We start from the raw sequence: 23,327 nt of genomic DNA on the forward strand, positions 1-23,327 counted from the left end.
ATGTCCGTTTTCGAGATCACACGGGGCAACTCGCCGGTCATCCTCGCCTTCCCCCACACGGGGACGGACGTACCTTCCGACATTGCCGCCCGGTTGAACGACAATGGCCGTATCCTTGCCGACACCGACTGGCACATCCACACGCTCTATGACGGGCTGCTGGCGGAGGTGACAACCGTGCGCGCCACCTTCCATCGCTACGTGATCGACGCCAATCGCGATCCGGAGGGCGGGAGCCTCTATCCCGGGCAGAACACCACGGGGCTTGTGCCGGAGACCGATTTCGACGGCGTACCGATCTGGAGGCAAGGTGCTGCGCCGACGGCCGAGGACATTTCGGCACGTCTGCACACCTTCCACCAGCCCTATCATGCGGCCCTTGCCGCCGAGATCGCGCGGGTGAAGGCGCTGCATGGCGTGGCCATTCTCTATGATTGCCACTCGATCCGCTCGCATATTCCCTTCCTGTTCGAAGGAAAGCTGCCGGACTTCAACATCGGCACGGACAATGGCCGGACCTGCGCGCCGGAGATCGAGGCGGCTGCCGTTACCGTCTCCGCCGCTGCCGCCGGCTATGACAGCGTGCTCAACGGCCGCTTCAAGGGCGGCTGGACGACGCGGCATTACGGACGACCCAGCGAGGGCGTCCACGTCATCCAGATGGAGCTGGCGCAATCCACGCATCTGGCCACCGAAGCACCGCCCTTCGCCTATGATCCTGCCAAGGCCGAGCCGCTTCGCCGCCATCTCAAGGACATTCTGGAGCGCATCGCGACGATCGCGCCTACGCTCGCACACTCATAAAAGGGGAAACCGATGACCAACCCGCGCCACAATATCCGCGACGTCCGCGCTGCCCGCGGCACCGAGCTGACCGCGAAATCCTGGATGACCGAAGCGCCGCTGCGGATGCTGATGAACAATCTCGACCCCGAGGTCGCCGAGAACCCGCACGAGTTGGTCGTTTATGGCGGCATCGGCCGGGCGGCGCGCACCTGGGCGGATTTCGACAAGATCGTTGCATCGCTGCGGGACCTCGAGGAAGACGAGACGCTGATGGTGCAGTCCGGCAAGCCGGTCGGCATTTTCCGCACCCACAAGGATGCGCCGCGCGTGCTGATCGCCAATTCCAACCTCGTTCCGCATTGGGCGACGTGGGATCACTTCAACGAGCTCGATAAGAAAGGACTGGCCATGTACGGCCAGATGACCGCGGGCTCGTGGATCTATATCGGCAGCCAGGGCATCGTGCAGGGCACCTACGAGACCTTCGTGGAAGCCGGGCGCCAGCATTACGACGGCAATCTCACCGGACGCTGGGTGCTGACCGGCGGGCTCGGCGGCATGGGCGGCGCGCAGCCGCTGGCCGCCGTCATGGCCGGCGCCTGCTGCCTTGCGGTCGAGTGCAACCCCGACAGCATCGATTTCCGCATCCGCACCCGCTATGTCGATGCGCGCGCCGACACGCTGGACGAGGCGATGGAGATGATCGAACGCTGGACGGCCGCCGGCGAGGCGAAATCCGTCGGCCTGCTCGGCAATGCCGCCGACATCTTCCCCGAAATGGTCCGCCGCGGCATCCGGCCGGACATGGTCACCGACCAGACGTCGGCCCACGATCCGATCAACGGCTACCTGCCCAAGGGCTGGACGATGGCCGAATGGCGCCAGAAGCGCGAGAGCGATCCGAAGGCCGTGGAAAAGGCTGCCCGCGCCTCGATGCGCGACCATGTGGAGGCCATGCTCGCCTTCCAGCAGGCCGGCATTCCGACCTTCGACTACGGCAACAATATCCGGCAGGTCGCCAAGGACGAGGGGCTCGAGAACGCCTTCGACTTCCCAGGCTTTGTGCCGGCCTATATCCGCCCGCTGTTCTGCCGCGGCATCGGCCCGTTCCGCTGGGCGGCCCTGTCCGGCGATCCGGAGGACATCCGCAAGACCGACGCTAAGGTGAAGGAGCTGCTGCCCGACAACAAGCACCTGCACAACTGGCTGGACATGGCCGCCGAGCGCATCGCCTTCCAGGGCCTGCCGGCGCGTATCTGCTGGGTGGGCCTGGGCGATCGCCATCGGCTGGGCCTTGCCTTCAACGAGATGGTGCGCACCGGCGAACTCGCAGCACCGATCGTGATTGGCCGCGACCATCTCGATAGCGGCTCCGTCGCCTCGCCGAACCGGGAGACCGAAGCCATGAAGGACGGCTCCGATGCCGTGTCGGACTGGCCGCTCCTCAATGCGCTGCTCAACACCGCCTCGGGCGCGACCTGGGTGTCGCTGCATCACGGCGGCGGCGTTGGCATGGGCTTTTCCCAGCATTCGGGCGTCGTCATCTGCTGCGACGGCTCCGAGGATGCCGACCGTCGCATCGAACGCGTGTTGTGGAACGACCCGGCCACCGGCGTCATGCGCCATGCGGATGCCGGCTACGACATCGCGCTCGATTGCGCCCGCGACAAGGGCCTGCGCCTGCCGGGCATTCTCGGCAACTGATCGCACGAACGGCAGGCGTCCGCGCCTGCCGTTCGCTCTCGGCTCTTTCCTCCGGAGACACCCCATGACGGTCTTTCGCAACAGCGACCACCGCCGCATGCCGTGGAAGAACGGCGGCGGCGAGACGGTGGAGATCGCCGTCTTTCCGGCAGACGCCTCCATGGAGACGTTCGGTTGGCGGATCAGCATGGCCTCGGTGGCGACGGACGGCCCGTTTTCGGTCTTTCCGGGCGTGGACCGGACGCTGTCGATCCTCGACGGTCACGGCATGGTGCTGGACATATCAGGCCGGGCGCCGGTGACGCTGACGGCGCGCGATGCGCCTCATGCGTTTCCTGCGGATGCCGCGACGGAGGCGACGCTCGTCGATGGTGCCATCACCGATCTCAACGTAATGACCCGCCGTGGGGCCTTCGTGCATGCCGTCGAGCGGCGCGTGATCGACGGGGCGACGGCGGTGCAGAGGCATGGCGGGACGCAGATGCTGCTGTCACTCGGCCATCTCAGCGTGGGTCCGGTGCGGCTCGGCCGTCTCGACGCGATGCTGCTCGATAGCGACGTCGCTCTTACGGCCGACGAGCCGGTGACCGTCTATCTCATCCGGATCGATGCGGTTTAACCGCCAGTCCCCCGCGCCCTCCGGCTTTGAGCGCCAAGCTCAAAGCGTCGGGTTTTCAAGATCCGCGCTCGCGCCTTTCGCGGCGATGAAACGGTCCATTGCGGCAAAGGAGAAGGCGTCGATCGGCAGCTGCGTGCCACCATCGAGGGCGAGGTCCGCCAAGATTTCACCGACCACGCTCGTGAACTTGAAGCCGTGCCCGGAACAGGGCGAGGCGACGACGATGCGCGGGTCGGACGGCAGGAGGTCGATCAGGAAATCCTCGCTCGGCAGCATGGTGTAACGACAGGTCGTCGCGCGCACGCGTCTGCCAGCGGCCGTCGGCAGGCGGTGGCGGACGAAGGCGTCGAGCAGATCCGTATCGCGCTCATTGACCGGCGGATTGGGCGCATGCGGGTCGATCGGCTCCATGAAATGCGCGTGACGCCCGACCTTGATGCCATCGACGCCAATGGCCGGGAAACCGAAATACGAACCGTTATCCCCCTCGTCGCGGATGAAAGCGGGCATGCGCTGCGGCGTGGTGATGAAGCCATCCTTCGGCTGGTACCACGCGACCACTTGCTTGATGGGCACGGCCTTGCCGGCGAGATCCGGCACGAGGTCGGTGATCCAGGATCCCGTGGCGACGATGACCTTGCCAGCGCTATAGCGGCCGGTGACGGTTTCGATCGAGATACCATCGGCCTCCGGGTGGATGGCGGTGACCTTTTCCCCGAAATGCAGGGCCGCACCATCGGTCGCGGCGAGCTTCACGTAGCCCATGACGGCCGCTTCCGGCCGGAGGTATCCACCTTGCGGGTCGAGCACGGCGATCTCGTTGTCATCGATTGCGAAGGCGGGATGGCGGGCGCGCAGGGCCTTCGCATCGATCGTCTCCGACGCCAGCCCGTGCATCTCACTGCTCTTGCGGGTGCCGCTGACAATCTTGCTGTCCGGCAAGCCGATCTGCAGCACGCCGGTAATGGTGAGAATGTCCTCGCGCAGCCGGCTTTCCATCGCCCGCCAGTTGGCATAGGCGCGCTGCAGCAGCGGCACGTAGGACGGATCCTCGAAGTAGCCGAGGCGGATGAGGCGGCTGTCGCCATGGGAGGAGCCGAGCCCGTGGGCGGGATAATAGGCATCGAACCCGATCACCGAAACGCCGCGCGCGGCAAGATGGGCTGCCGCTGCGCTGCCCATGGCACCGAGACCGATAATAGCGACATCGAAGCGGGCGGTCATGAGGCATCCTTCTCGTGGTCGGGGCCGTCTACCAGGCCTCCAGACAGGGATAAACCATATCGCGCCGCACCGCGCGAGAGAGAAATGGCCGGGCGCCTACCCAGCCTGCCCGCGAACCGCCGGACCTTCGGAACCCGGGGCGTCGATGACCGGGATCTCCGGCATCGCGGCTTGCGAGAAGGATGCGAAGTCGAAGGCCGGCAGGGGGCCCGAGGTCATGAGGGTGAAATCGAACGAGGATTTCCGGTCCGGGCCCAGCACATATTGCCGGTGCACGCGCAGGAAATCGAGCTTGATGCGCTTGTAGCGCTCCGCGGACAGAATGTGCTTCAGCCGGATCGTCACGATGCGCGCCGGCGGTGCGTCCCCATGGCCGCACAGCGCCACCACGGGCGCCTTATAGAAATGGATGGAGTCCGTCAGGCACTGGACTTCCAGCCAGTCGATCCCGCTCGCGCGCGCCAGAAGCCCGACGCGGGCGCGCAGGCGGGTGGCGGGTCGCAGCAGCGCGCATTGCAGGATGGCCCCGCCCAGCGTGACGAACACGATGCGGCGGCCCTGCATCAGCTCCGGCTCCCGCTCCAAGAGCGCGCCGATGACATGGGCGGCGATGGTGGAGCCCATGCTGTGGGACGTCACAAGCACCTCATCGCAGCCGGTGTCCCGGGCTTCAACGAGAACCTTGCGGGCGGCGTCGATCGCCGCCTCCAGCCAGAGATCGACCTCCGGCCGATCGAGCGCGGCCATGGCGACGGCGAGTTCCCAATCGGCAAAGAGATGCAGGGTATGGAGGCGTTCGGCCTGCGGTATCAGCACGAACCGGAAGAGCGCAACAGCGGCCGGCGTGCTCCAGAGGAGGTTCCAGGCGGGCAGCCCGAGGAGAAGGGGCGCGAGCGCAAAGCCGATCGAGGCGAGAAACGCGAGCGCGACCAGCAGGAACGGGAAGATGAAGAAGAGGCCGAAGCGCCAGGCATGACGGAAATAGCCGGTCAGCCCGCCGTGGCGAACGACCTGCACGGCGCTCGCATATCCGGCCATGAGACGGCGGTGAAGCGGCTTGTCCGTGAGCAGCGCCACCAGTCGGTGATGGTCGAAGATGTGGATGCGGCTTTCCGTGTGGTGGCCCTGGCCGGTGGCCGTGACATCGAAGCAGGGAACCTCCGTGGTCTCCACCAGCGGACCGACATGGAAGTAGAGGCCCCAGACATGCGTGCTCTGCACGGCCGCGCGCGCAAAACGCGCCAGATGCGCATGGGCATCCAGAGGCTCGAAGCCCGGAAAATGCAGGACGATCCGCTTGCGGACGGTAGACGTGTTGCCATCTGTCATGGGCGTCCTTTCTTGGCTTCTCCGGCCGGGTTCTGACCGATGCCCGAATGCGCGCCTGTGTTGATCCGATCTGCCGCGCGGCATGATCGCCGGGCAGCGCATTCCCTGGCACAGCCGGATTGCATGAGGGAGCGGGGCATTTTGCCGGACCCTAAGTCCGCCTTCCCTATCCCCTGTCCTCAGACTTGTTCTTTACAAGGGCTGATGCATATCCCTGTTCGGACGCTCCATGCATCAGCCTGGAGGGTTTGGCAATCCTGCTGCGTCCGAAGAGGGCGATGTTCGGCTGCCGTTCATGTTTGAGAGCGCAGATAGCATGACGACGTCTCTCTGGTGCTCTGGGCGGCGACGTGTATCGTGTTTCTGGCGCTTGTCGTTTTGCAGATTGCCCCCTTGAAAGGTTGACCCCATGCGTGCCGTCCTGTCGGTTCTTCTTCTCTCTTCCACCGCCCTCCTCGCCGGCTGCGTCGATGACGGTGCTCGCTACGATAGCGGCCCCCGCTATTCGGCAAGCGGCGTCTATATCCGGGAATCGCGACCCGACATCTACCGCGTGCCGGTCTACACCGAACGCGACCGCCGTCCGCGCTATGATCGCGACAACCGTTACGACCGCGACGAGCGTGCACGGGACGACCGGCGCGACCGCTATAGCGACGACCGCCGCGTGCGCCGCGAACAGGCCGACCGGGATGCCGGCGACAACGGCTATCGCCGCGACCGCGATGACGACCGGCGTAACCCGGCACGCCCCGGCTACGTTTGCGAATATCCCTGCATTCGCTGATATCGATCGTTCCAGAACAGGACGGGCGGGATGGAGCACCCCGCCCGTTTCCCTGCTTCATGCAAAGCGCCCTCATGGTCCTCCCGATGCATGTCGTGTGAAACACCGCTCATGTGCGGTTTTTTCGTGCCATGTTGAAGCGCGTGGGCGCGTTCCCGAGACCATGCCCGCTTCCGGGTTGCCGGATCTCTACGCGCCCCACCTAGCGATCCGTCGTCGCACCCCAGCGATAAAGCGCTGCACACCCCATATATTAGGGATTTTAAATTCAAACTTTGTTTAGACTACCACAATAGAACTACACTGGTCGGTTGCAGGCATGATGCCCGTACGATCCCATCCAGAACATGACGTATCGCTTGTACCGTCGGCCTTTCGGTCGTCCGGGCGCTTTCGCACGTCACTGGCGTCGGATCACACTGCCATTCCCCAGATTTGCCCCCCAACACACGTTGAGAGAGCCCATGTCCATTTTCCAGAATGCCAAGGTCGGCACCAAATTGATGATCACGTCCGGGATCAGTATCCTGCTCGTCCTCGGCATCATTTCCAATCAGCTGATCAGCGATGCGAGGACGGCAGAAGCCAATGCTATTCTTGAGCGGGAGCAGATCGTTCTCGACGGAGTCGTCAATGCGAAGCTCGCCCTGAGCAACATGCGGTTCGCCTCGCGTGGCCTGCGCCTCGTCAACAGCGAGGCCGAAACCGGGAAGGCGACGGCCGATGTGAAGACCTATTTCGACAATGGCATGGCCGGCATGCAGAAGCCCCTCCAGGTCGCGCCGGAGCGCGATACGCTGAAGCAGATCGCAGCGCGGCTGACGGACTACAAGACGATTTCGGACAAGCGCTCCGCGGACCTCCTTCTGGCGTTCCAGAAGGTCGGCGGGCGCAAGCTGACGGCCGAGGAAATGTCGGCCGCCGTCGCTACCACCGCCGCCGACAACACGAAGGTCGCGGAAACCACCAGCAAGCTCATCAACGACGCGGTGGAAGACGCCACCGGGATCACGGCCGAGGCGAAAGCATCGCTGAAAGCGGTGGTCGCGCAGGCCCGCACGGTCTCCCTCACCATCAATTCCGCGATCATCCTCATCCTCATCGCATCCGCCATCGTTCTCGTGCGCAGCGTCGGTCGTCCGATCCGTGTGATGACGCAGGCCATGCGCCAGCTGGCCGCCGGGCAGACCGACATCGATCCCGGCAATACCGAACGCAAGGATGAAATCGGCGACATGGCCGGAGCGGTCGAAGTGTTCCGCCAGTCCGCCATCAGCAACAAGCGGCTCGAGCAGGAGGCGGAAGCCGCCCGCGCCCATGCGGAAGCCGAGCGCGAGCGCCTGACGGCCGAAGCCGAAGCATCCGCCCGCGAGCGCATGCAGCAGGCGACATCCGGCCTTGCCACCGGCCTGCGCCGTCTGGCCTCCGGCGATCTCGGCTTCCAGCTCGACCAGGCATTCGCACCGGATTTCGAGGCGCTTCGTCACGACCTGAACGGCGCGATCGGCCAGCTGTCCGCCACACTTCTCTCCGTCGCCCAGGCGACCACGCAGATCGACACCGGAACCCGCGAGATCAGCCAGAGCGCCGACGACCTTTCGCGCCGGACCGAACAGCAGGCAGCCTCGCTCGAGGAAACCGCCGCGGCCCTCGACGAAATCACCGCCAATGTCACCAACTCCTCCAAGCGCGCCGAGGAAGCCCGTTCGATCGCCGTACAGGCCAATGCCAGCGCCGGCCAGTCCGGCAAGGTCGTCGCCAATGCCGTCGATGCCATGCAGAAGATCGAACAGTCTTCCGATCAGGTTGCCAACATTATCGGCGTCATCGACGAGATCGCGTTCCAGACCAACCTGCTCGCGCTGAATGCCGGGGTGGAAGCTGCCCGCGCCGGTGAAGCCGGCAAGGGTTTTGCCGTGGTCGCCCAGGAAGTGCGCGAACTTGCCCAGCGCTCGGCCAAGGCCGCCAAGGAGATCAAGGACCTGATCCGCAATTCCTCGGTCGAGGTGCAGAGCGGCGTCAAGCTCGTCAGCCAGACCGGTGAAGCCCTCAAGACCATCGAGGACTACATCGTCAGCATCAACCAGCACATGGACGCGATCGCGACCTCGGCGCGTGAGCAGTCGGTCGGCCTGTCCGAGGTCAATACGGCCGTGAACCAGATGGATCAGGTGACGCAGCAGAACGCGGCGATGGTGGAAGAAAGCAATGCCGCCAGCGCAGCACTCGCCGGCGAAGCCGAACGCCTGCGCGACCTCATCAGCCGCTTCCAGTTCGGCGACGCCAAACGTTCGTCCGCAAGGACCACGACCCCTGTCGCCGCCGCCAATGCCACACACCGCCCGGCAGCCTCCCCTGCCCGCAAAATGACCGCCCAGATCGCCCGCTCCTTCTCCGGCAACGCCGCGGTGCAGCAGACCTGGGAAGATTTCTGATCGGTTAGAACGGACGTCGAGACGTGAGGAAAACGCCATCCGCGAGAGTTCGCGGGTGGCGTTTTTCGTTGGTGCGCCGGACGTTATGCGCGTTTCGGCGTCGTTGTGTGGCGCCCAGCCGCATCGGGATGGAGGCCGTACACGACTTCGGGAGGTTTTGGCGACGGCACATGAACCGATGCCGCGGGAACCCGGGTGACCTTGTCAAAGACATAGTCCGTCGTCCGCCCGTCCTTGCGGGAACGGCTGTAGAGCTCGATGCGCGAATTGGTAGGCCAAGTGTGGGTACTCAGACGAATACCCGAATAGTGCCTACCGGCGAAGACCAAAGCAAAGAAAAGTGAAATGTATAGACCGAATACAGCTTATCCGCCTGCGGTTCCTAAGCATCAGCTCTAAGAGGTAGGCCTAAGTAAGTTCAATCGCGCCCATACTGCAGCGAAAGGTGAGCTCTCAGAGCGTTGTGAACGAATATTTCCTTCGAAAAAATGATTTCATCATCACCGCGGAACGAAAACCGCATGTTTCGATTGTGGCCGGGATCGATATTTCCAATAACACCGATTCTGAAAAGGTCACGCAATATCTCCTGCACGCTGTATTTCTTGAAAAGTTCTTTCGCGTCAGTATTTTCAAGCCCAACAACTACTGAACGAGCATTCAATTCACCAACCGTGGATATACCCTTAAATCCATAGAATAATGATTTTATGCCATCGATCTCGGAGGGCTTGTACTTCGATCTAAGCTCCTCGGTCATCTCGACCCAGCTAGCAGTTGAGTATTTCTTACGGATCGCCTCGAAAGCCTGTACGCTGAAAAACGTCGCGGTTGTGTCTTGATCTTGTGCGATCAATAGCAGGCGAACAATGTCCCGCGGACGGTACCACGAATTGTGCAGTATATAAACCTGAGGTTGTAATTTAATGATTTTATCAGGAAAATATTGCCTCCATACTTCCTGTGACGTAAGTTTGTCCAAGCCAGTTTTTTCACGAGCAATGTTTATCCGCTGCTCAATGATGTTGAGCAAAGGCTGCTGAGAGGAATCAACTCCGGGCTTATTCCACAGGATTTCAGTCCCAAAGTCCGAAATTGGTTTATTTACCTCCTTGCCGAGTGATTCTACAGAATTAACAACTTCTGAACGTATCGCCGCATAGATGCAGATATTAATTTTTTTGGCTTTCGCTACAGCATTAACGCTTTCCACAGAAACAATAAGATCTCGGATTAGCTGAGAGTCTCGTTTGTACTGCTTTTCCGTGTTGTGGTTTAGCTCAAGTTCGTCGAAGAGTATATTAAGGCGGTTGTTTGATCCTGTTAAGCTCGAAAATGCCTCGTCGGCCTTTTGAACAAGTGCATTGAAGTCGACGTTTGCTTTGCCTTCTGAATCCCATTCGAGATCGAGGCCTAACTTAGGCGAATGGCTAATCTCAATATGCCCTTTCTTGATCTTGGGTATTAATCGCGCCAGCAGCCCTTTTTTGTCATCGCCGTAAGTGTCTGCATTAACGAGCTCTGAAAACTTCTCGAACTGCTCATTTTGCTCAACAAAACCAGTAGAGTGGTCTCTCACCGCCTCTACAATTTTCCTGTAAATAAACCACCGCCAGACAGCCTCAAAATCCGTCCCATCGAAACTATCTATGTTATCTTCGGTAAGCTTTACTCTAGCCGCTTTAGAGAAGTCTTTTCGAAGCTCTTCCTTGATTTGAGATTTGAAAAGAATCATCTGGGTTTTTGATCCCTGAGATTCCAGCTTGAGTGCAATATAGCGCAGGAGTGCGGTTTTTCCTGTCCCCTTCAATCCTACAACGTAGTACTTGAGCTTCTTGTAAAATTTGTCGATCGACAGCGAGGGTGGCACAACGAATGCGGCTAGGAAGCTTTGCGCCTCTTCATCCGTCCCCTCAAGCAATTCGTTCTTAGCGTCGATACTGCCCATATAGATGTCGCTGATTTTAAGCACGGCTCTGCCCCTGATGAGAATCGACGCCTTTGAGTTAGCACAACCCCACCGACAGCACACCTCCCAGCATTTCAACTTGAATCGTTCTCAGCCGCTAATCGGGAATAGCGCTCATCAAGTTCTGGAAGCGCTCAGAAAGACAGAGAAAAAGCAGTAACAACGTATCCGCCTGTTCCAGACGTGTTCCATACGGGAATTTACAGGGAAACTTTTTAGAAACCCAAACACAGCTCGGCTGCGCAAATCCCGCGCAACTCTCTGTATGATATGGACTTTCTGTCAAAGAAAAATGGTACGGTTGGGGGGTCTCGAACCTCCGACCTCAGGTGCCACAAACCTGCGCTCTAACCAACTGAGCTACAACCGCACGAACAAGCATGTCGCTTGGTCGCGTCATTACGGCCATGGGTTCGGTTTGGCAAGTCCGAACTTCGACTTTTGGCCAAAAAACCGGGCGGTTTCCCGTCCGGTTCTGGATCTACGGGGCTTTTCCGACGGCAAGATCAGGCGCGGGGGATGCTGGACAGGGCCTTTTCGGCGGCGTCCTTGGTCGGCTTGACCAGGTTTTCGGCGACCTTGCGGGTGGTTTCCTGCATGCCGCGGGCCTGTTCCATGGCCAGCTCGGCCTGCTTGCGGATGAAGGCCGTCTGAAGTTCGAAGACCTCCGACAGGGATTTGCAGGCGATCAGCGCTTCCATGTGGGACAGCGACGTTTCGGCATTGGTGCGCAGCGCGTCGATCGCCTTCAGGCTCAGCTCGACCGTGCCGGACTGGGCGCTCTCGACCGTGGCTTCGATGGTCTTGCCTGCTTCTTCGGCGGCCGTCTTCATTTTCGCATAGGCTTCGCGCGATTGCGTCGCGCCCTTCTCGGCAAAGTCGCGGAAGGTTTCGGTGACCTTGTTCGGGTCGAAATTCGAAATGGAAAAGATGTCCTGAGTCATCGGAGTGTCCTGATTGGCGTCGGCTCATAGCGGCGGATTTCGGGTTCTTACTGCCTTCTACGGCAATTTATGATGCACTGCAACATATTTTTGCACTGCACCATGCATCATTTCGTTACATTAACCTTGCGTTAGGAAAGAGGGCGGTTTTCACTGCGAAAACGATGCTCAAGCTGGACCCTTTCGGGGGTCGCGGATATTAATAGTCTATTAACGCATCCGGAGACCCGAGACCTCCGCCAGAGCCGGATAGAAGAATGCCCGTGAAATCCTACCCCTTCATCGACATTGCCGTTCATGAACGTGTGCGGGATCATTTCGCGCGTGGCGATGCGGCCATTCTGTTTGCCCCGGATCTGTCGCGGGTGCTCTGGTCGAATGGCGAGGGTGCGGCTCTCTTCGGGCTGGGCTCGATCTATGACTTTCTGGATGGGGGGCCGAGCGCTGCGAGCGTCGCCTTTCGCCAGCTGCAATCGACCGCGCGCCAGTTGCGCGAGGCGGGGGAGACGCGCCGATTTCTGATGCGCATGTCCGCCGGGTTCCAGAGCGTGACCGTGAATGCCGAACTCGCACTGATCGACGTGCGTGCCGGCGAACGGGCGATCCTCTTCACCGCACCGCGCCTTGCGCCATCCCGTGCCGGCCGTCCCGTGCCGGTGGCGGAGATGGCCGCGCGGATGATTTCGGGTTTCGACGATCCGGATACGCACATGGCGGTGCTCGATGGCGCGGGGGCCGTGCTCGCCTCGTCGCCGCAGTTTCCGGCGCTCGGCATGACGCAGCAGACGCTGCTGTCGCTGGTCGAAGCCGTCGGTCGCGATAGCGACTGGCTGCTGAAGCGCCCCGTACCCACGGGTAAGGGAACGCTGCCGGCAGCTATCGGCAAGGTTTCGGCCGATCCGGCGCTGCACCTGCTTTTCGCGGTGGAGACGATTCTCGGGCATATGGATGCGACGAGCGACGTCAGCGTGCCGGCGGAAGCGGCGGCCGCTGCCGCGGAGCCGCCGGCGAGCGCTGAAGCCGCCGATCTGGACGTGTCCGAAGCGGTTGATATCGCCGATGTCGAGGTGCGCGACAGCCATGTGGAAGCTGAAGAGGTCGCGGCCGATGTTTTCGAGCCTGTCGATAGCTTGGATGTCGCGCCTGATGGTTCGTCAAGCGACATCGAGCAGGATGATGAGACGATCGCCACGGCTGCGTCGGACGACGAGGCGCTGGATCTGGTCGAGGACACAACCGTGGCGGACGAGCCTGCGGATGTGCTGCCGGTTGTCGATGAGGCCGCTGACGTCGATGTGACGGACGTGGACCAGGATGTCCCGGCTACGGACGCGCATAATGGCCTTGACGATGTCGTTGAGGAGGCTGAGCCGGTCGGCGTGGACGTCGAGGAAACGTCTTCCGAGGTTATCGACGCCGCAGGCGACGAGGTCGCCGCGTCCGATGACCTGACCGCGAAGACCCATGCCGAGGGCGATGCGAGCGGCAGTGACGATGTTGCCGTTGCGGAGCCCGCGGCTTTCGCCTTCGATCCCGCCATGCGGTCCATCCGGTTCGTCTGGAAGATCGGGGCGGACGGGCGTTTCAGCGAGATCTCGCGCGAGTTCGCGCTGGCGGTCGGCCCGCAGGCTGCCGATGTTCTGGGGCAGAGCTTTGCCGATCTCGCCGCGCGCTTCGCGCTCGATCCCGATGGAGCCATCGTGGAGCTGTTGAACCGGCGCGACACATGGTCGGGCAAGACGGTGCTGTGGCCGGTCGAAGGCGAAGCGCTGTGCGTTCCGGTCGATCTCGCCGCCTTGCCGACCTACTCGCGCAACCGGGAATTCGACGGCTTCCGTGGCTTCGGCATCGTGCGGGTGTCCGATGCGGTCGCGGACCCGTCGGCGCGTGGACTCAATCTTGCCGGTCTGCCGACCGTCGCGGAGGATGTGGAGCCGGCGCAGGATGCGGAGGTTCTCGGCGAGGCTTTGGACGAGACCCCTGCTCTGCCGGACGAGGACTTTGCCTCCAATGCGCAGCGCGAGACGCTGGAGGATGACGGCTCGTTCTTCGTTGCGGCGGATGAGGACCCGTCCTCTTCCGACGCGACTGACACAACCGACACCGTTGCCGATGACCTCGTCCCCCTTGAGGATGGCCTTCCGCGCGATCCCTTCATGGGCGAACGTCCGGCGCTGAAGCTGGTGGAGACGCCATCGCGGCGCCATTCGGACAAGATCGTTCCGATAGACGATGCGCGCCCGGTAAGCACCGAGACGCTGACGCGAAGCGAACAGGCGGCCTTTCGCGAGATTGCGCGTCAGCTGACGACGACCTTCGGCAAGCGCACGGAGCCGGCAGGATCACCGGTCGAAGGCGAGACGGATGCTGAACGGTCTGCGGCAGATCTGGAGACAGGCGCCGAGGTCGGTCAGAACGATGTGCGGGCCGAGGACGCGATAACGGAAGAAGCGGTCGCCGGCGCGCCTGACGAGGTCGAGGCAGCGGGCGACGCCACCTCGGACGCGGATGAGACCTTGGCGGCTGGTGATGATACCGTCGCTACGACCGAACCCGAGCATGGCGATGAGCACAAGCCCGCTGACGCTGCCGAGGACGTTGCGGATGCCGACGATCATAGGCCAGCCGCGGACGCTGAAGACGATGCGGCGTTGACTGCGGATGAGGAGACGCCAGCGGTGGACGCTGCCGACGTGCCCGCGGAAGAGGTTCTCGAACCTGTTGCCGCCGGCGAGCTCGGGGCCGACGACGAGGCTGGTGACAAGGATGTTGTGCTGAGTCCGGCGATGATCGATCGCATGGAGAGCGCGGTGCTGATCCATAGCGGCGACGAACTCTATCATGCGAATGCCGCTTTTCTCGAACTGACCGGCTACCACACGCTGCAGGATCTGCGCGTGGAGGGCGGTATCGACGCTCTGTTCGTCGGCGAAGACGAAGGTATTCTCGACGTACCCCCGGGCGCGATGATGATGATCCGCAATGACGGCCGCCTTGTGCCTGTGACGGCGCGGCTGCAGGCCATTCCGTTCGACGACAAGGGCGTGGCGCTGATGATGTCGCTGGTTCTGGTCGAGACGCTGCCGGCCGATGCCGCGCCCGTTGAGGACGAAGGGCTGCTCGAAGGCGAGCGTGTTACGGATATCGCCGAAAGCCATGCGGACGCACCCGAAATAGTCGAGGCAGGTTCGTCATCGATTGCGGATCAGGCTGCAATCGCGGACGCGGAAGCGCGGGTGGAGGCGCTTCAGATCGAGACCGAGGAGCTGCGCGCGATCCTGGAAACGGCAACGGACGGCGTCGTGGTGATGGGTACGGATGGCGATATCCGGTCGCTAAACCGCTCCGCCAATGCGCTGTTCAACTATAATGATGCCGATGTGATCGGTAAGCCGTTTGCCACTCTGTTTGCGCATGAGAGCCAGCGTGCGGTCATGGATTATCTCGCGGGTCTTGCCGGCCACGGCGTTGCCAGCGTGCTCAACGACGGACGCGAAGTGATCGGCCGGGAGGCGTCGGGCGGGTTCATTCCGCTGTTCATGACCATGGGTCGCCTGTCGTCTTCCAGCGGCTATTGCGCCGTCATTCGCGATATCACGCAGTGGAAGCGCACGGAGGAAGAACTGCGCAGCGCCAAGCGGGCGGCGGAAACGGCGAATGCGCACAAGACGGATTTTCTGGCGCGCGTCAGCCATGAGATCCGCACGCCGCTCAACGCCATCATCGGCTTTTCCGACATGATGGCGAGCGAGCATTTCGGGCCGATCGGCAGTGCGCGCTATATCGAATATGCCAGCGATATCGGCCGGTCCGGTCGCCATGTACTGGATATCGTCAACGATCTCCTCGACATATCGAAGATCGAAGCCGGCGAAATGGAGCTGGACTTTGCCGCCGTCGAGATCAACGAGGCGGTTTCGGAAGCCGTTTCGCTGGTGCAGCCGCAGGCCAATGCCCAACGCGTCATCATCCGCACGTCGCTGTCGACCTCGGTGCCCAGCGTTGTTGCCGATAACCGGTCGATCAAGCAGATCGCGCTGAACATCCTTGCCAATGCCATTCGCTTCACCCCGGCCGGCGGGCAGATCGTGGTGTCCACAGCTTACGAAGCAAATGGCAGCGTGATGCTGCGCATCCGCGACACCGGTGTCGGCATGACGCGGACCGAGCTTGAACAGGCCATGAAACCTTTCCGGCAGGTGACGACCGGCACGCGCATGCGTGGCGAGGGTACGGGGCTGGGCTTGCCGCTGACGAAGGCGATGGCGGAAGCCAACCGCGCATTGTTCGCCATCAACTCGGCGCCGAACGAAGGCACGCTGGTGGAAATCACGTTCCCGTCGCAGCGGGTTCTGGCCAACTGATTGCTCTCGCGGAAACCGCGGTTCGAAAGGGAGGCAGCCATCGGTCTGCCTCAAGTTGAGTGCTTTCGAACACGTACAATCGACATCATGTCGGAGATCCGGCTTTGCCGGCGCAAGGTCTGTCATGGATCTGCGAGAGCCCAACCATGACGGTGCGGACGATAAGGAAGACTTAACAACCGCTCCCTGCAATCTTGTCGTTGAAAGAGACGATGCAACCTCTATGGAGGGCTTTCCGGCGGAAAGCGCATGTTTTCGGCCGTCGTTATTTATTAGAGGGCTTACTTCACAATGGGACTTCGGAGCCTCGACGCTCGCGCCTGTCTCAGGTCTTGAGATCCTCAAGATCGGCATAGAGATCCAGCGCTTCCGGATTGGCCAGCGCTTCCTTGTTCTTCACCGGCCGGCCGTGCACCACGTCGCGAACGGCGAGCTCAACGATCTTGCCGGACTTGGTCCGCGGGATGTCGGCGACGGCGATGATCTTGGCGGGGACGTGGCGGGGCGAGGCGCCGGTGCGGATGCGGGTGCGGATCGCCTTGACCAGATCGTCATCGAGCGCGACGCCGCTGGCGAGGCGCACGAACAGCACGACGCGCACGTCGTCGTCCCAATCCTGCCCGATGCACAGCGCCTCGGCGACCTCCTCCATCTGCTCGACCTGATTGTAGATCTCCGCCGTGCCGATGCGGACGCCGCCGGGGTTGAGCGTGGCATCCGAGCGGCCGTGGATGACGATGCCGCCATGCGCGGTCCACTCGGCAAAATCGCCATGGCACCAGATATTGTCGAAGCGATCGAAGTAGGCGGCGTGGTATCGGGCGCCATCAGGGTCGTTCCAGAACATGATCGGCATGCTCGGAAACGCCTTGGTACAGACCAACTCCCCCTTCTCGCCTCTGATCGGGCGTCCCTCGTCGTCCCAGACATCCATGGCGAGCGCCAGTCCCGGCCCCTGGATCTCGCCGCGCCAGACGGGCTTCAGCGGATTGCCGAGCACGAAGCAGGCGACGATATCGGTGCCGCCGGAGATGGAGGCGAGCTGGATATCGGACTTGATACCCTCATAGACGAAGGTGAAGCCCTCCGGCGACAGAGGCGACCCCGTCGAGGTCATGACGCGGAGCGCCGAGAGATCGTGAGTCTCTTTTGGCGTTAGCCCGGACTTCCGAACGGCATCGATATATTTCGCCGAGGTGCCGAAGACGGTGAAGCGTTCGGCCTCTGCAAAGTCGAACAGGACCGAGCCATCGGGATAGAAGGGCGAGCCGTCATAGAGGCACACGGTGACGCCGGCGGCGAGACCGGTGGCGAGCCAGTTCCACATCATCCAGCCGCAGGTGGTGAAGTAGAACAGCCGGTCGCCGTCCTTCAGCCCGCAATGCAGAACGTGCTCCTTCAGATGCTGGACCAGTGTGCCCCCGGCCGAATGCACGATGCATTTCGGCACGCCCGTGGTGCCGGAGGAAAAGAGGATGTAGAGCGGATGGGAAAACGGTAGCCGGCGAAATGACAGGGCCTGCGCCTCGAACGGGGCGATGAAATCCGGCAGCGTGCGGCCGTCGCCGAGCTTGGAGACCAGCGCATCAGCCTCTCCCGCATAGGGAATAACGAGCACGGGAATACCGAGCCGGTCAGACACGGCCTTCACCTTCTCCGACACATCCTGGCGCTTGCCATTGTACCAGTAGCCGTCGCAGGCGATGAACAGCTTTGGCGAGATCTGGCCAAAACGGTCGAGCACGCCCTGTTCGCCGAAATCAGGTGAGCAGGACGACCAGATGGCGCCGAGCGACGCTGTCGCCAACATCAGGGCAACGGTCTCCGGCAGGTTCGGCATCATGGCGGCAACGCGGTCGCCCTCGCCGATACCGAGCGCGACCAGCGCCTGTTGCAGGCGGGACACCAGCGCAGCCAGCGCATCCCAGGAGAGACGGGACGAGACCTTGTCCTCGCCGCGGAACACGATGGCATCGTCACTGCCGGTTTTCCGCAGAAGGTTTTCGGCGAAGTTGAGGCTGGCATCGGGAAAGAAGCGGGCTTGTGTCATATGGCCGTCATCGACCAGCGCGCGGGCGCCCTTGTCTCCGACGATGCCGCAGAAATCCCAGAGATCGCTCCAGAAACTGGCACGGTCGGCCACGGACCAAGCGTGAAACGCATCGACATCGGCAAAATGCACGCGGTGCCGCTTGCTGCAGAGCGCCATGAAGGCCGTCAACGGCTGCGCTTCGATGGAGGCTTGCGATGGTGTCCAGAGCGGCTGGTCGGAATGCATCATGTTCCCCTCATACGCGGCACTCGATCTATAACACGTCGTCGCACGGGGTAAACGGACCTTGGCGAACCCTTGCCGATTTCACGCCGAGCCGCTCACGTTGTGCGTGTCGAACCCCGACGTGAGAGGTGACCGGACCTCATGACGAAGGCCCGGCAGAGGTCTTGCCGGGCCTTCGATCACAGCCGGTGGCGGTATCAGCCACGGCTCTGGGTAACGATGACAGGGATCATCAGGTCACCCCAGTTGCCTTCGCCGGCGTGATGGCGGGCGGAGCGGACGAGCTCGACCGAAACACCAGCCTCGACAGCCTTCATGATGGTGTGGTTCAGGCGGTGCAGGTCGTTGGCGACCATACGGATCGCGGCCTGCTGGTCGGTGGTCATGCTGGATGCCTGTTCGTCTGCGCGTTCTTTGACGCGGGTCTGGATCGTCATTGTGGTCGTCCTTTCCTGAGGAATTATGGGTCTTTAGGCGTTACGGGCTCTCGGGAATTCCGGGCCTTGGTTCGGATAGGGTGTGCCGACGTCTAACCGTCGATCGGAAGGCGGGCGCGAACCACCTGCTTTGCCTGGTTGCCGGACAGGACGTCCAGGCCTGTGAAGGAGGCTTCCTCGCGGAGACGCTTCCAGAGGCGGTTCGCGCCGTTCCTTGCCAGCGTCGAGCGATGGGCGACGGAGCCAGGAAGGCGCGCCACATCGTCCACCGGAATGATCCGCACGACCTTGTCAAAGCCGCCGGCCGAAGCGGAAAACACCGTCGTGTCAAGTTTCGTCATGAGATCCTCCTCTCGCATCGATCACCTGGGGACCGTCTCCAGATCCTCCGTGATCCCTGCAGAGAGATGTACCGAATGATCGAATTTTTCGCCAATGGTTTCAGGGTATTGCGACCCCGAAAGAGGTTATACTGTCTTGTCTTTTACATCACAGGTCTGTAATATTGTAAAAGTAGTCAAAGGCTCACTGGTCGGTCGCGGTGTAAAATTTGTCATGAGCGAAAACAAGATCTTTGCCGGGCCGCGTGTCCGCCGTATCCGCAACGGACTGTCGCTGACGCAGACGGCCATGGCCGAGGCGCTCGGGATCTCGCCATCCTATCTCAACCTGATCGAGCGCAACCAGCGCCCGCTGACGGTGCAGCTGCTCCTGAAGCTGGCCGCCGTCTACCAGATCGACCTTGCGGAACTGCGCGGGCAGGCCTCCGACAGCCTGGGCGAGCTGCGCGCCGTATTCGCCGATCCGCTGCTTTCGGGCGAGCTGCCGGGTGATCAGGAGCTGATCGAGATCGCGGAAGCGGCGCCGAATGCGGCGATGGGGCTGATCAAGCTTTACCGGGCCTACAAGGAACAGGGCTCCCGACTGAAGGATCTGACGAGCCTGCTGTCCGGCCAGGATCAGGCTGCAGCCCTCAGCGGCGCCCGCCTGCCGATGGACGAGGTGCGCGAGATCTTCGAGACCCGGCCCTATCATTTCGCGCGGCTCGATGCGGCAGCCGAGGCGTTTCATCAGCGGCTGGCACCCGGAGACGACCTGCAGACGGCGCTGAAGGACTGGCTGCGGCGCGACCATGGGCTCGCGGTGCGCACCCTGCCGATCCACGTCATGCCGGATCTTCGCCGCCGGTTCGATCGGCATTCGCTGCGCCTGTTCCTGTCCGAACGCCTGTCGGCCGAGGACCAGCTTTGCGAAATCGCCATGGAGGCTGCGCATTTCGCCATGCCGGAGGCGCTTGCCGAAGAGCTGGCGGCTCTGCCGCTCACCTCCGGCGAAGCGCGGCGCATCGCCCGGTTCGAGCTGGCCCGTTATGCCGCGCTGGCGCTGATGATGCCTTACGGCACCTTCCTCGACATCTGTCGGCGCGTGCAGTTCGATATAGACCTCGTGCGGGTGCGCATGCGGGTGAGCTTCGAGCAGGCGGCAAGTCGCATGGTGACGTTGCAGCGAAGCGGTGCGCTCGGGCCTCCCTTCTTCCTTCTGGAAATCGACCATGCCGGCAACCGGCTGCGCGCGCGCGGCGCGGCGGGCTTTCCGCATCGGGCCTTCGGCGGCGGATGCGTGAAACTGAGCCTGCATGCGACCTTCGCCCAGCCGGGGCAGATCCTGGTGGAGCGCGCCGAGATGCCGGCTGGCGCCAGCTTCCTTCTCGTCGCGCGAACGACGGACGGGCCACGTTCGGGCTTCAACGAGCGCGTGCGGCGCACCGCGCTTCTGCTCGGCTGCGAGGCGGGACAGGCCGGCGAGACGGTCTATGCCGCCGTGCCCGCGCCGCCGCTTGCCGCGGGCACCGCCTGTCGCCTCTGCGAGCGCCAGGGCTGTCTTGCGCGCGCCGAACCGCCGGTGACGCGCCCCCTCGGGCTCGATGAAATGGTGGCCGGGCTGAGCGTCTTCGACTTCCAGTAACGAAAGACGAACGCTGTCTGCGGCGGTTCCCGTGGATGTCCCTCGCGGGCGTCGTTCGCGGGTGCGAAAGGTCTTGAGCTTCGATGGAAAGCTGCTTAACCTTTCGTTACGCGGCTGAGGCCGCGAACAATAAAGGGGAATAGCATGTCGTTGAAGTTCGTCAGCCTGGTCACTGGCCTCGTCCTGGCCGGATCCGCAGGGTTTGCGAGCGCGCAGGAGCGCGTCGTCAATGTCTACAACTGGTCCGACTACATCGATGCCAGCATCCTTGAGGACTTCACCAAGGAAACCGGCATCAAGGTCGTCTACGACGTGTTCGATTCCAACGAGATCGTGGAGACCAAGCTTCTGGCCGGCGGCACCGGTTACGACGTCGTGGTTCCCACGGCCGACTTTCTCCAGCGCCAGATCAAGGCCGGCGTGTTCCAGAAGCTCGACAAGTCGAAGCTGCCGAATATCGCCAACATGTGGGACATGGTGATGCAGCGCACCGCCCGCTACGACCCCGGCAACGAATATGCCGTGGACTATATGTGGGGCACCAATGGCATCGGTTACAATGTCGCCAAGGCCAAGGAAATCCTCGGCTCCGACGCGCGGCCCGGCCTCGAAGTCCTGTTCGATCCGGCGATTGCCGCGAAGTTCAAGGATTGCGGCATCTACGTGCTCGATGCGCCGAAGGACGTGCTGCCATCCGCCCTCACCTATCTCGGCCTCGATCCCGACAGCCACGACCAGGCAGATCTCGACAAGGCCGGCGAGCTGATGCTGAAGGCACGCCCCTTCATCCGCAAGTTCCATTCGTCCGAATACATCAATGCGCTCGCCAATGGCGATATCTGCATCGCCTTCGGTTATTCCGGCGATCTGCTGCAGGCCCGCTCGCGCGCCGAGGAAGCCAAGGCCGGCGTCGAGGTGAACTATTCCATCCCGTCGCAGGGCGCGCAGATGTGGTTCGACATGATGGCGATCCCCGCCGATGCACCGCATCTGGAAGAGGCCCATGCCTTCATCAACTACATGATGAAGCCGGAGGTGATCGCGAAGGCGTCCGATTACGTCTTCTACGCCAACGGCAATAAGGCCTCCCAAAAGTTCGTCTCCAAGGACATTCTCGAGGATCCCGCGGTCTACCCGGACGAGGCGACGATGGCCAAGCTCTACACCATCTCTCCCTGGGACCCGAAAACGCAGCGCGTGGCGACACGCCTCTGGACCCGGGTTCTCACAGGTCAGTAAGTCCTTCCTTCAATGCCCGGTTCTCCTAAGTTCCGGGCATTTTCCATCCTGCGGCGTCCTCTCTTCAGCTCACGCGGCCTTGCGGCCCATCGGGAACCCCTTCATGAAGTCTCTTGGCAGCATTCGCCGCTCCTTTTCTCCCTGGACCGATCCCTCGTCCAAACCCTTTATCTCCTTTCGCAACGTCACCAAGCGCTTCGGCGATTTCGTCGCGGTCGACGATCTCTCGCTCGATATCTACACGCGCGAATTCCACGCCCTGCTCGGCGCGTCCGGCTGCGGAAAATCGACGCTGTTGCGGATGCTCGCCGGCTTCGAGCAGCCGACCTCGGGCGAGATCATCCTCGACGGGCAGAATCTGGCAGGCATTCCGCCCTATCGCCGCCCCGTCAACATGATGTTCCAGTCCTATGCCCTGTTTCCGCACATGACGGTGGAGACCAACATCGCCTTCGGGCTGAAACAGGACGGCATGCCGAAACCGGCGATCGCCGAGCGCGTGACGCAGATGCTGAAGCTCGTGAAGATGGAGCAGTTCGCCAAGCGCAAGCCGCACCAGCTGTCCGGTGGCCAGCGGCAGCGCGTGGCGCTGGCCCGGTCGCTCGCCAAGCAGCCGAAGGTGCTGCTGCTCGACGAACCGCTCGGCGCGCTCGACAAGAAGCTGCGCGAGGAAACCCAGTTCGAGCTGATGGACCTGCAGCAGGATCTGGGCCTCACCTTCGTCGTCGTGACGCACGACCAGGAAGAGGCGATGACCATGGCCGACCGCATCGCCGTGATGGCGCATGGCAAGGTCATTCAGGTGGCGACGCCGGCCGAGATCTACGAGGCGCCGAACTCCCGCTTCGTGGCCGACTTCATCGGCGACGTGAACATCTTCGACGGCACGGTCTCGCGGGCGCAGGCCTCCGAAATCCGCATCGAGGCGGATGCGGGCTTTGCCATCGAGGCGGCCAGCAGCGAACATCCGAGCGAGGGCGCCAAAGCCGGCTTTGCCATCCGCCCGGAAAAGATCCGCGTCGGGCGGCAGGTGCCGGCCGGAAGCCCCGTCAACGCGGCGGAGGGCGAGCTCTGGGATATCGCCTATCTCGGCGACATGACCGTCTATCACGTCAAGCTGAACAGCGGCAAAGTCGTCAAGGCATCGTCGCTGAATGCGGTGCGCGCCGTCGAGGACCCGCTCGGCTACGACCAGAAAGTCTGGATCTCGTTCGACCGGGATGCCGGCGTCGTGCTGAAGGATTGAG

16 protein-coding genes and 1 tRNA gene are annotated in these 23,327 nt (G+C 62.3%); 9 read left to right on the forward strand and 8 right to left on the reverse strand.

The window, feature by feature from the left end:
• The 3 genes from hutG (at position 1) to G8E10_RS00670 (ending at position 3,109) form a co-directional block, all read left to right on the forward strand.
• On the forward strand, positions 1-804 hold the full coding sequence (gene hutG / locus G8E10_RS00660; protein ID WP_167125990.1) for an N-formylglutamate deformylase: 804 nt from the start codon (positions 1-3) through the stop codon (positions 802-804).
• A gap of 12 nt (positions 805-816) precedes the next feature.
• The gene (gene hutU / locus G8E10_RS00665; protein WP_110799984.1) at positions 817-2,490 is read left to right on the forward strand and encodes a urocanate hydratase; all 1,674 of its coding nucleotides are present in this window, start codon (positions 817-819) and stop codon (positions 2,488-2,490) included.
• 64 nt (positions 2,491-2,554) lie between these two features.
• On the forward strand, positions 2,555-3,109 hold the full coding sequence (locus G8E10_RS00670) for a HutD/Ves family protein (RefSeq protein WP_167125993.1): 555 nt from the start codon (positions 2,555-2,557) through the stop codon (positions 3,107-3,109).
• A 39-nt stretch (positions 3,110-3,148) separates the two neighbouring features.
• Here G8E10_RS00670 and solA read toward each other — a convergent pair whose 3' ends face one another.
• Both solA and G8E10_RS00680 read right to left on the reverse strand, forming a co-directional pair.
• A complete protein-coding gene (gene solA, locus G8E10_RS00675; protein WP_167125996.1) occupies positions 3,149-4,333 on the reverse strand; it encodes an N-methyl-L-tryptophan oxidase in 1,185 nt (394 codons plus the stop codon).
• Positions 4,334-4,429: 96 nt separating this feature from the next.
• The gene (locus G8E10_RS00680; RefSeq protein WP_167125999.1) at positions 4,430-5,662 is read right to left on the reverse strand and encodes a hypothetical protein; all 1,233 of its coding nucleotides are present in this window, start codon (positions 5,660-5,662) and stop codon (positions 4,430-4,432) included.
• Positions 5,663-6,071: 409 nt separating this feature from the next.
• Here G8E10_RS00680 and G8E10_RS00685 point away from each other — a divergent pair, with 409 nt between their 5' ends.
• Both G8E10_RS00685 and G8E10_RS00690 read left to right on the forward strand, forming a co-directional pair.
• Positions 6,072-6,449: a hypothetical protein gene (locus G8E10_RS00685; RefSeq protein ID WP_167126002.1), complete on the forward strand. Its 378-nt coding sequence runs from the start codon at positions 6,072-6,074 to the stop codon at positions 6,447-6,449.
• A gap of 464 nt (positions 6,450-6,913) precedes the next feature.
• Positions 6,914-8,884: a methyl-accepting chemotaxis protein gene (locus tag G8E10_RS00690; RefSeq protein ID WP_281517363.1), complete on the forward strand. Its 1,971-nt coding sequence runs from the start codon at positions 6,914-6,916 to the stop codon at positions 8,882-8,884.
• Positions 8,885-9,302: 418 nt separating this feature from the next.
• Here G8E10_RS00690 and G8E10_RS00695 read toward each other — a convergent pair whose 3' ends face one another.
• From G8E10_RS00695 to G8E10_RS00705, 3 genes are all read right to left on the reverse strand, one after another.
• Positions 9,303-10,856, reverse strand: a complete 1,554-nt coding sequence (locus G8E10_RS00695) for a P-loop ATPase, Sll1717 family (RefSeq protein ID WP_167126006.1) — start codon at positions 10,854-10,856, stop codon at positions 9,303-9,305.
• Between the two features lie 290 nt (positions 10,857-11,146).
• A tRNA-His gene (locus G8E10_RS00700) sits at positions 11,147-11,223 on the reverse strand.
• A gap of 136 nt (positions 11,224-11,359) precedes the next feature.
• On the reverse strand, positions 11,360-11,797 hold the full coding sequence (locus G8E10_RS00705; protein ID WP_110799991.1) for a phasin: 438 nt from the start codon (positions 11,795-11,797) through the stop codon (positions 11,360-11,362).
• Positions 11,798-12,054: 257 nt separating this feature from the next.
• Between G8E10_RS00705 and G8E10_RS00710 the strand changes: the two genes are divergently transcribed.
• The gene (locus tag G8E10_RS00710; protein WP_167126008.1) at positions 12,055-16,161 is read left to right on the forward strand and encodes an ATP-binding protein; all 4,107 of its coding nucleotides are present in this window, start codon (positions 12,055-12,057) and stop codon (positions 16,159-16,161) included.
• A gap of 325 nt (positions 16,162-16,486) precedes the next feature.
• Here the strand turns inward: G8E10_RS00710 and G8E10_RS00715 are convergent, their stop codons facing one another.
• The 3 genes from G8E10_RS00715 to G8E10_RS00725 all read right to left on the reverse strand — a co-directional run bounded on the left by G8E10_RS00715 (position 16,487) and on the right by G8E10_RS00725 (position 19,217).
• Complete coding sequence (locus G8E10_RS00715) at positions 16,487-18,439, reverse strand: acetoacetate--CoA ligase (protein WP_167127066.1); 1,953 nt, start codon at positions 18,437-18,439, stop codon at positions 16,487-16,489.
• Positions 18,440-18,636: 197 nt separating this feature from the next.
• The gene (locus G8E10_RS00720) at positions 18,637-18,876 is read right to left on the reverse strand and encodes an SMc00767 family acetate metabolism repressor (RefSeq protein WP_110726909.1); all 240 of its coding nucleotides are present in this window, start codon (positions 18,874-18,876) and stop codon (positions 18,637-18,639) included.
• Between the two features lie 92 nt (positions 18,877-18,968).
• On the reverse strand, positions 18,969-19,217 hold the full coding sequence (locus G8E10_RS00725) for a hypothetical protein (RefSeq protein WP_167126011.1): 249 nt from the start codon (positions 19,215-19,217) through the stop codon (positions 18,969-18,971).
• 214 nt (positions 19,218-19,431) lie between these two features.
• Between G8E10_RS00725 and G8E10_RS00730 the strand changes: the two genes are divergently transcribed.
• From G8E10_RS00730 to G8E10_RS00740, 3 genes are all read left to right on the forward strand, one after another.
• Positions 19,432-20,841 (forward strand): helix-turn-helix domain-containing protein, encoded by a 1,410-nt coding sequence (locus G8E10_RS00730; RefSeq protein ID WP_132446260.1) that lies wholly within the window; start codon positions 19,432-19,434, stop codon positions 20,839-20,841.
• A gap of 144 nt (positions 20,842-20,985) precedes the next feature.
• Positions 20,986-22,080, forward strand: coding sequence for a polyamine ABC transporter substrate-binding protein (locus G8E10_RS00735; RefSeq protein ID WP_167126014.1), 1,095 nt, complete (start codon positions 20,986-20,988; stop codon positions 22,078-22,080).
• A 103-nt stretch (positions 22,081-22,183) separates the two neighbouring features.
• Positions 22,184-23,326 (forward strand): ABC transporter ATP-binding protein, encoded by a 1,143-nt coding sequence (locus G8E10_RS00740; protein WP_110799995.1) that lies wholly within the window; start codon positions 22,184-22,186, stop codon positions 23,324-23,326.
• The last annotated feature ends 1 nt before the right edge of the window (position 23,327 follow it).

It is taken from the genome of Ferranicluibacter rubi, from assembly GCF_011603255.1.
Classification (GTDB): Bacteria; Pseudomonadota; Alphaproteobacteria; order Rhizobiales; family Rhizobiaceae; genus Ferranicluibacter; species Ferranicluibacter rubi.

Coding starts and splice junctions, on each gene's coding strand:
- hutG (WP_167125990.1), top strand. CDS start 1: ATGTCCGTTTTCGAGATCACACGGGGCAACTCGCCGGTCATCCTCGCC.
- hutU (WP_110799984.1), top strand. CDS start 817: ATGACCAACCCGCGCCACAATATCCGCGACGTCCGCGCTGCCCGCGGC.
- G8E10_RS00670 (WP_167125993.1), top strand. CDS start 2,555: ATGACGGTCTTTCGCAACAGCGACCACCGCCGCATGCCGTGGAAGAAC.
- solA (WP_167125996.1), bottom strand. CDS start 4,333: ATGACCGCCCGCTTCGATGTCGCTATTATCGGTCTCGGTGCCATGGGC.
- G8E10_RS00680 (WP_167125999.1), bottom strand. CDS start 5,662: ATGACAGATGGCAACACGTCTACCGTCCGCAAGCGGATCGTCCTGCAT.
- G8E10_RS00685 (WP_167126002.1), top strand. CDS start 6,072: ATGCGTGCCGTCCTGTCGGTTCTTCTTCTCTCTTCCACCGCCCTCCTC.
- G8E10_RS00690 (WP_281517363.1), top strand. CDS start 6,914: ATGTCCATTTTCCAGAATGCCAAGGTCGGCACCAAATTGATGATCACG.
- G8E10_RS00705 (WP_110799991.1), bottom strand. CDS start 11,797: ATGACTCAGGACATCTTTTCCATTTCGAATTTCGACCCGAACAAGGTC.
- G8E10_RS00710 (WP_167126008.1), top strand. CDS start 12,055: ATGCCCGTGAAATCCTACCCCTTCATCGACATTGCCGTTCATGAACGT.
- G8E10_RS00715 (WP_167127066.1), bottom strand. CDS start 18,439: ATGCATTCCGACCAGCCGCTCTGGACACCATCGCAAGCCTCCATCGAA.
- G8E10_RS00720 (WP_110726909.1), bottom strand. CDS start 18,876: ATGACGATCCAGACCCGCGTCAAAGAACGCGCAGACGAACAGGCATCC.
- G8E10_RS00725 (WP_167126011.1), bottom strand. CDS start 19,217: ATGACGAAACTTGACACGACGGTGTTTTCCGCTTCGGCCGGCGGCTTT.
- G8E10_RS00730 (WP_132446260.1), top strand. CDS start 19,432: ATGAGCGAAAACAAGATCTTTGCCGGGCCGCGTGTCCGCCGTATCCGC.
- G8E10_RS00735 (WP_167126014.1), top strand. CDS start 20,986: ATGTCGTTGAAGTTCGTCAGCCTGGTCACTGGCCTCGTCCTGGCCGGA.
- G8E10_RS00740 (WP_110799995.1), top strand. CDS start 22,184: ATGAAGTCTCTTGGCAGCATTCGCCGCTCCTTTTCTCCCTGGACCGAT.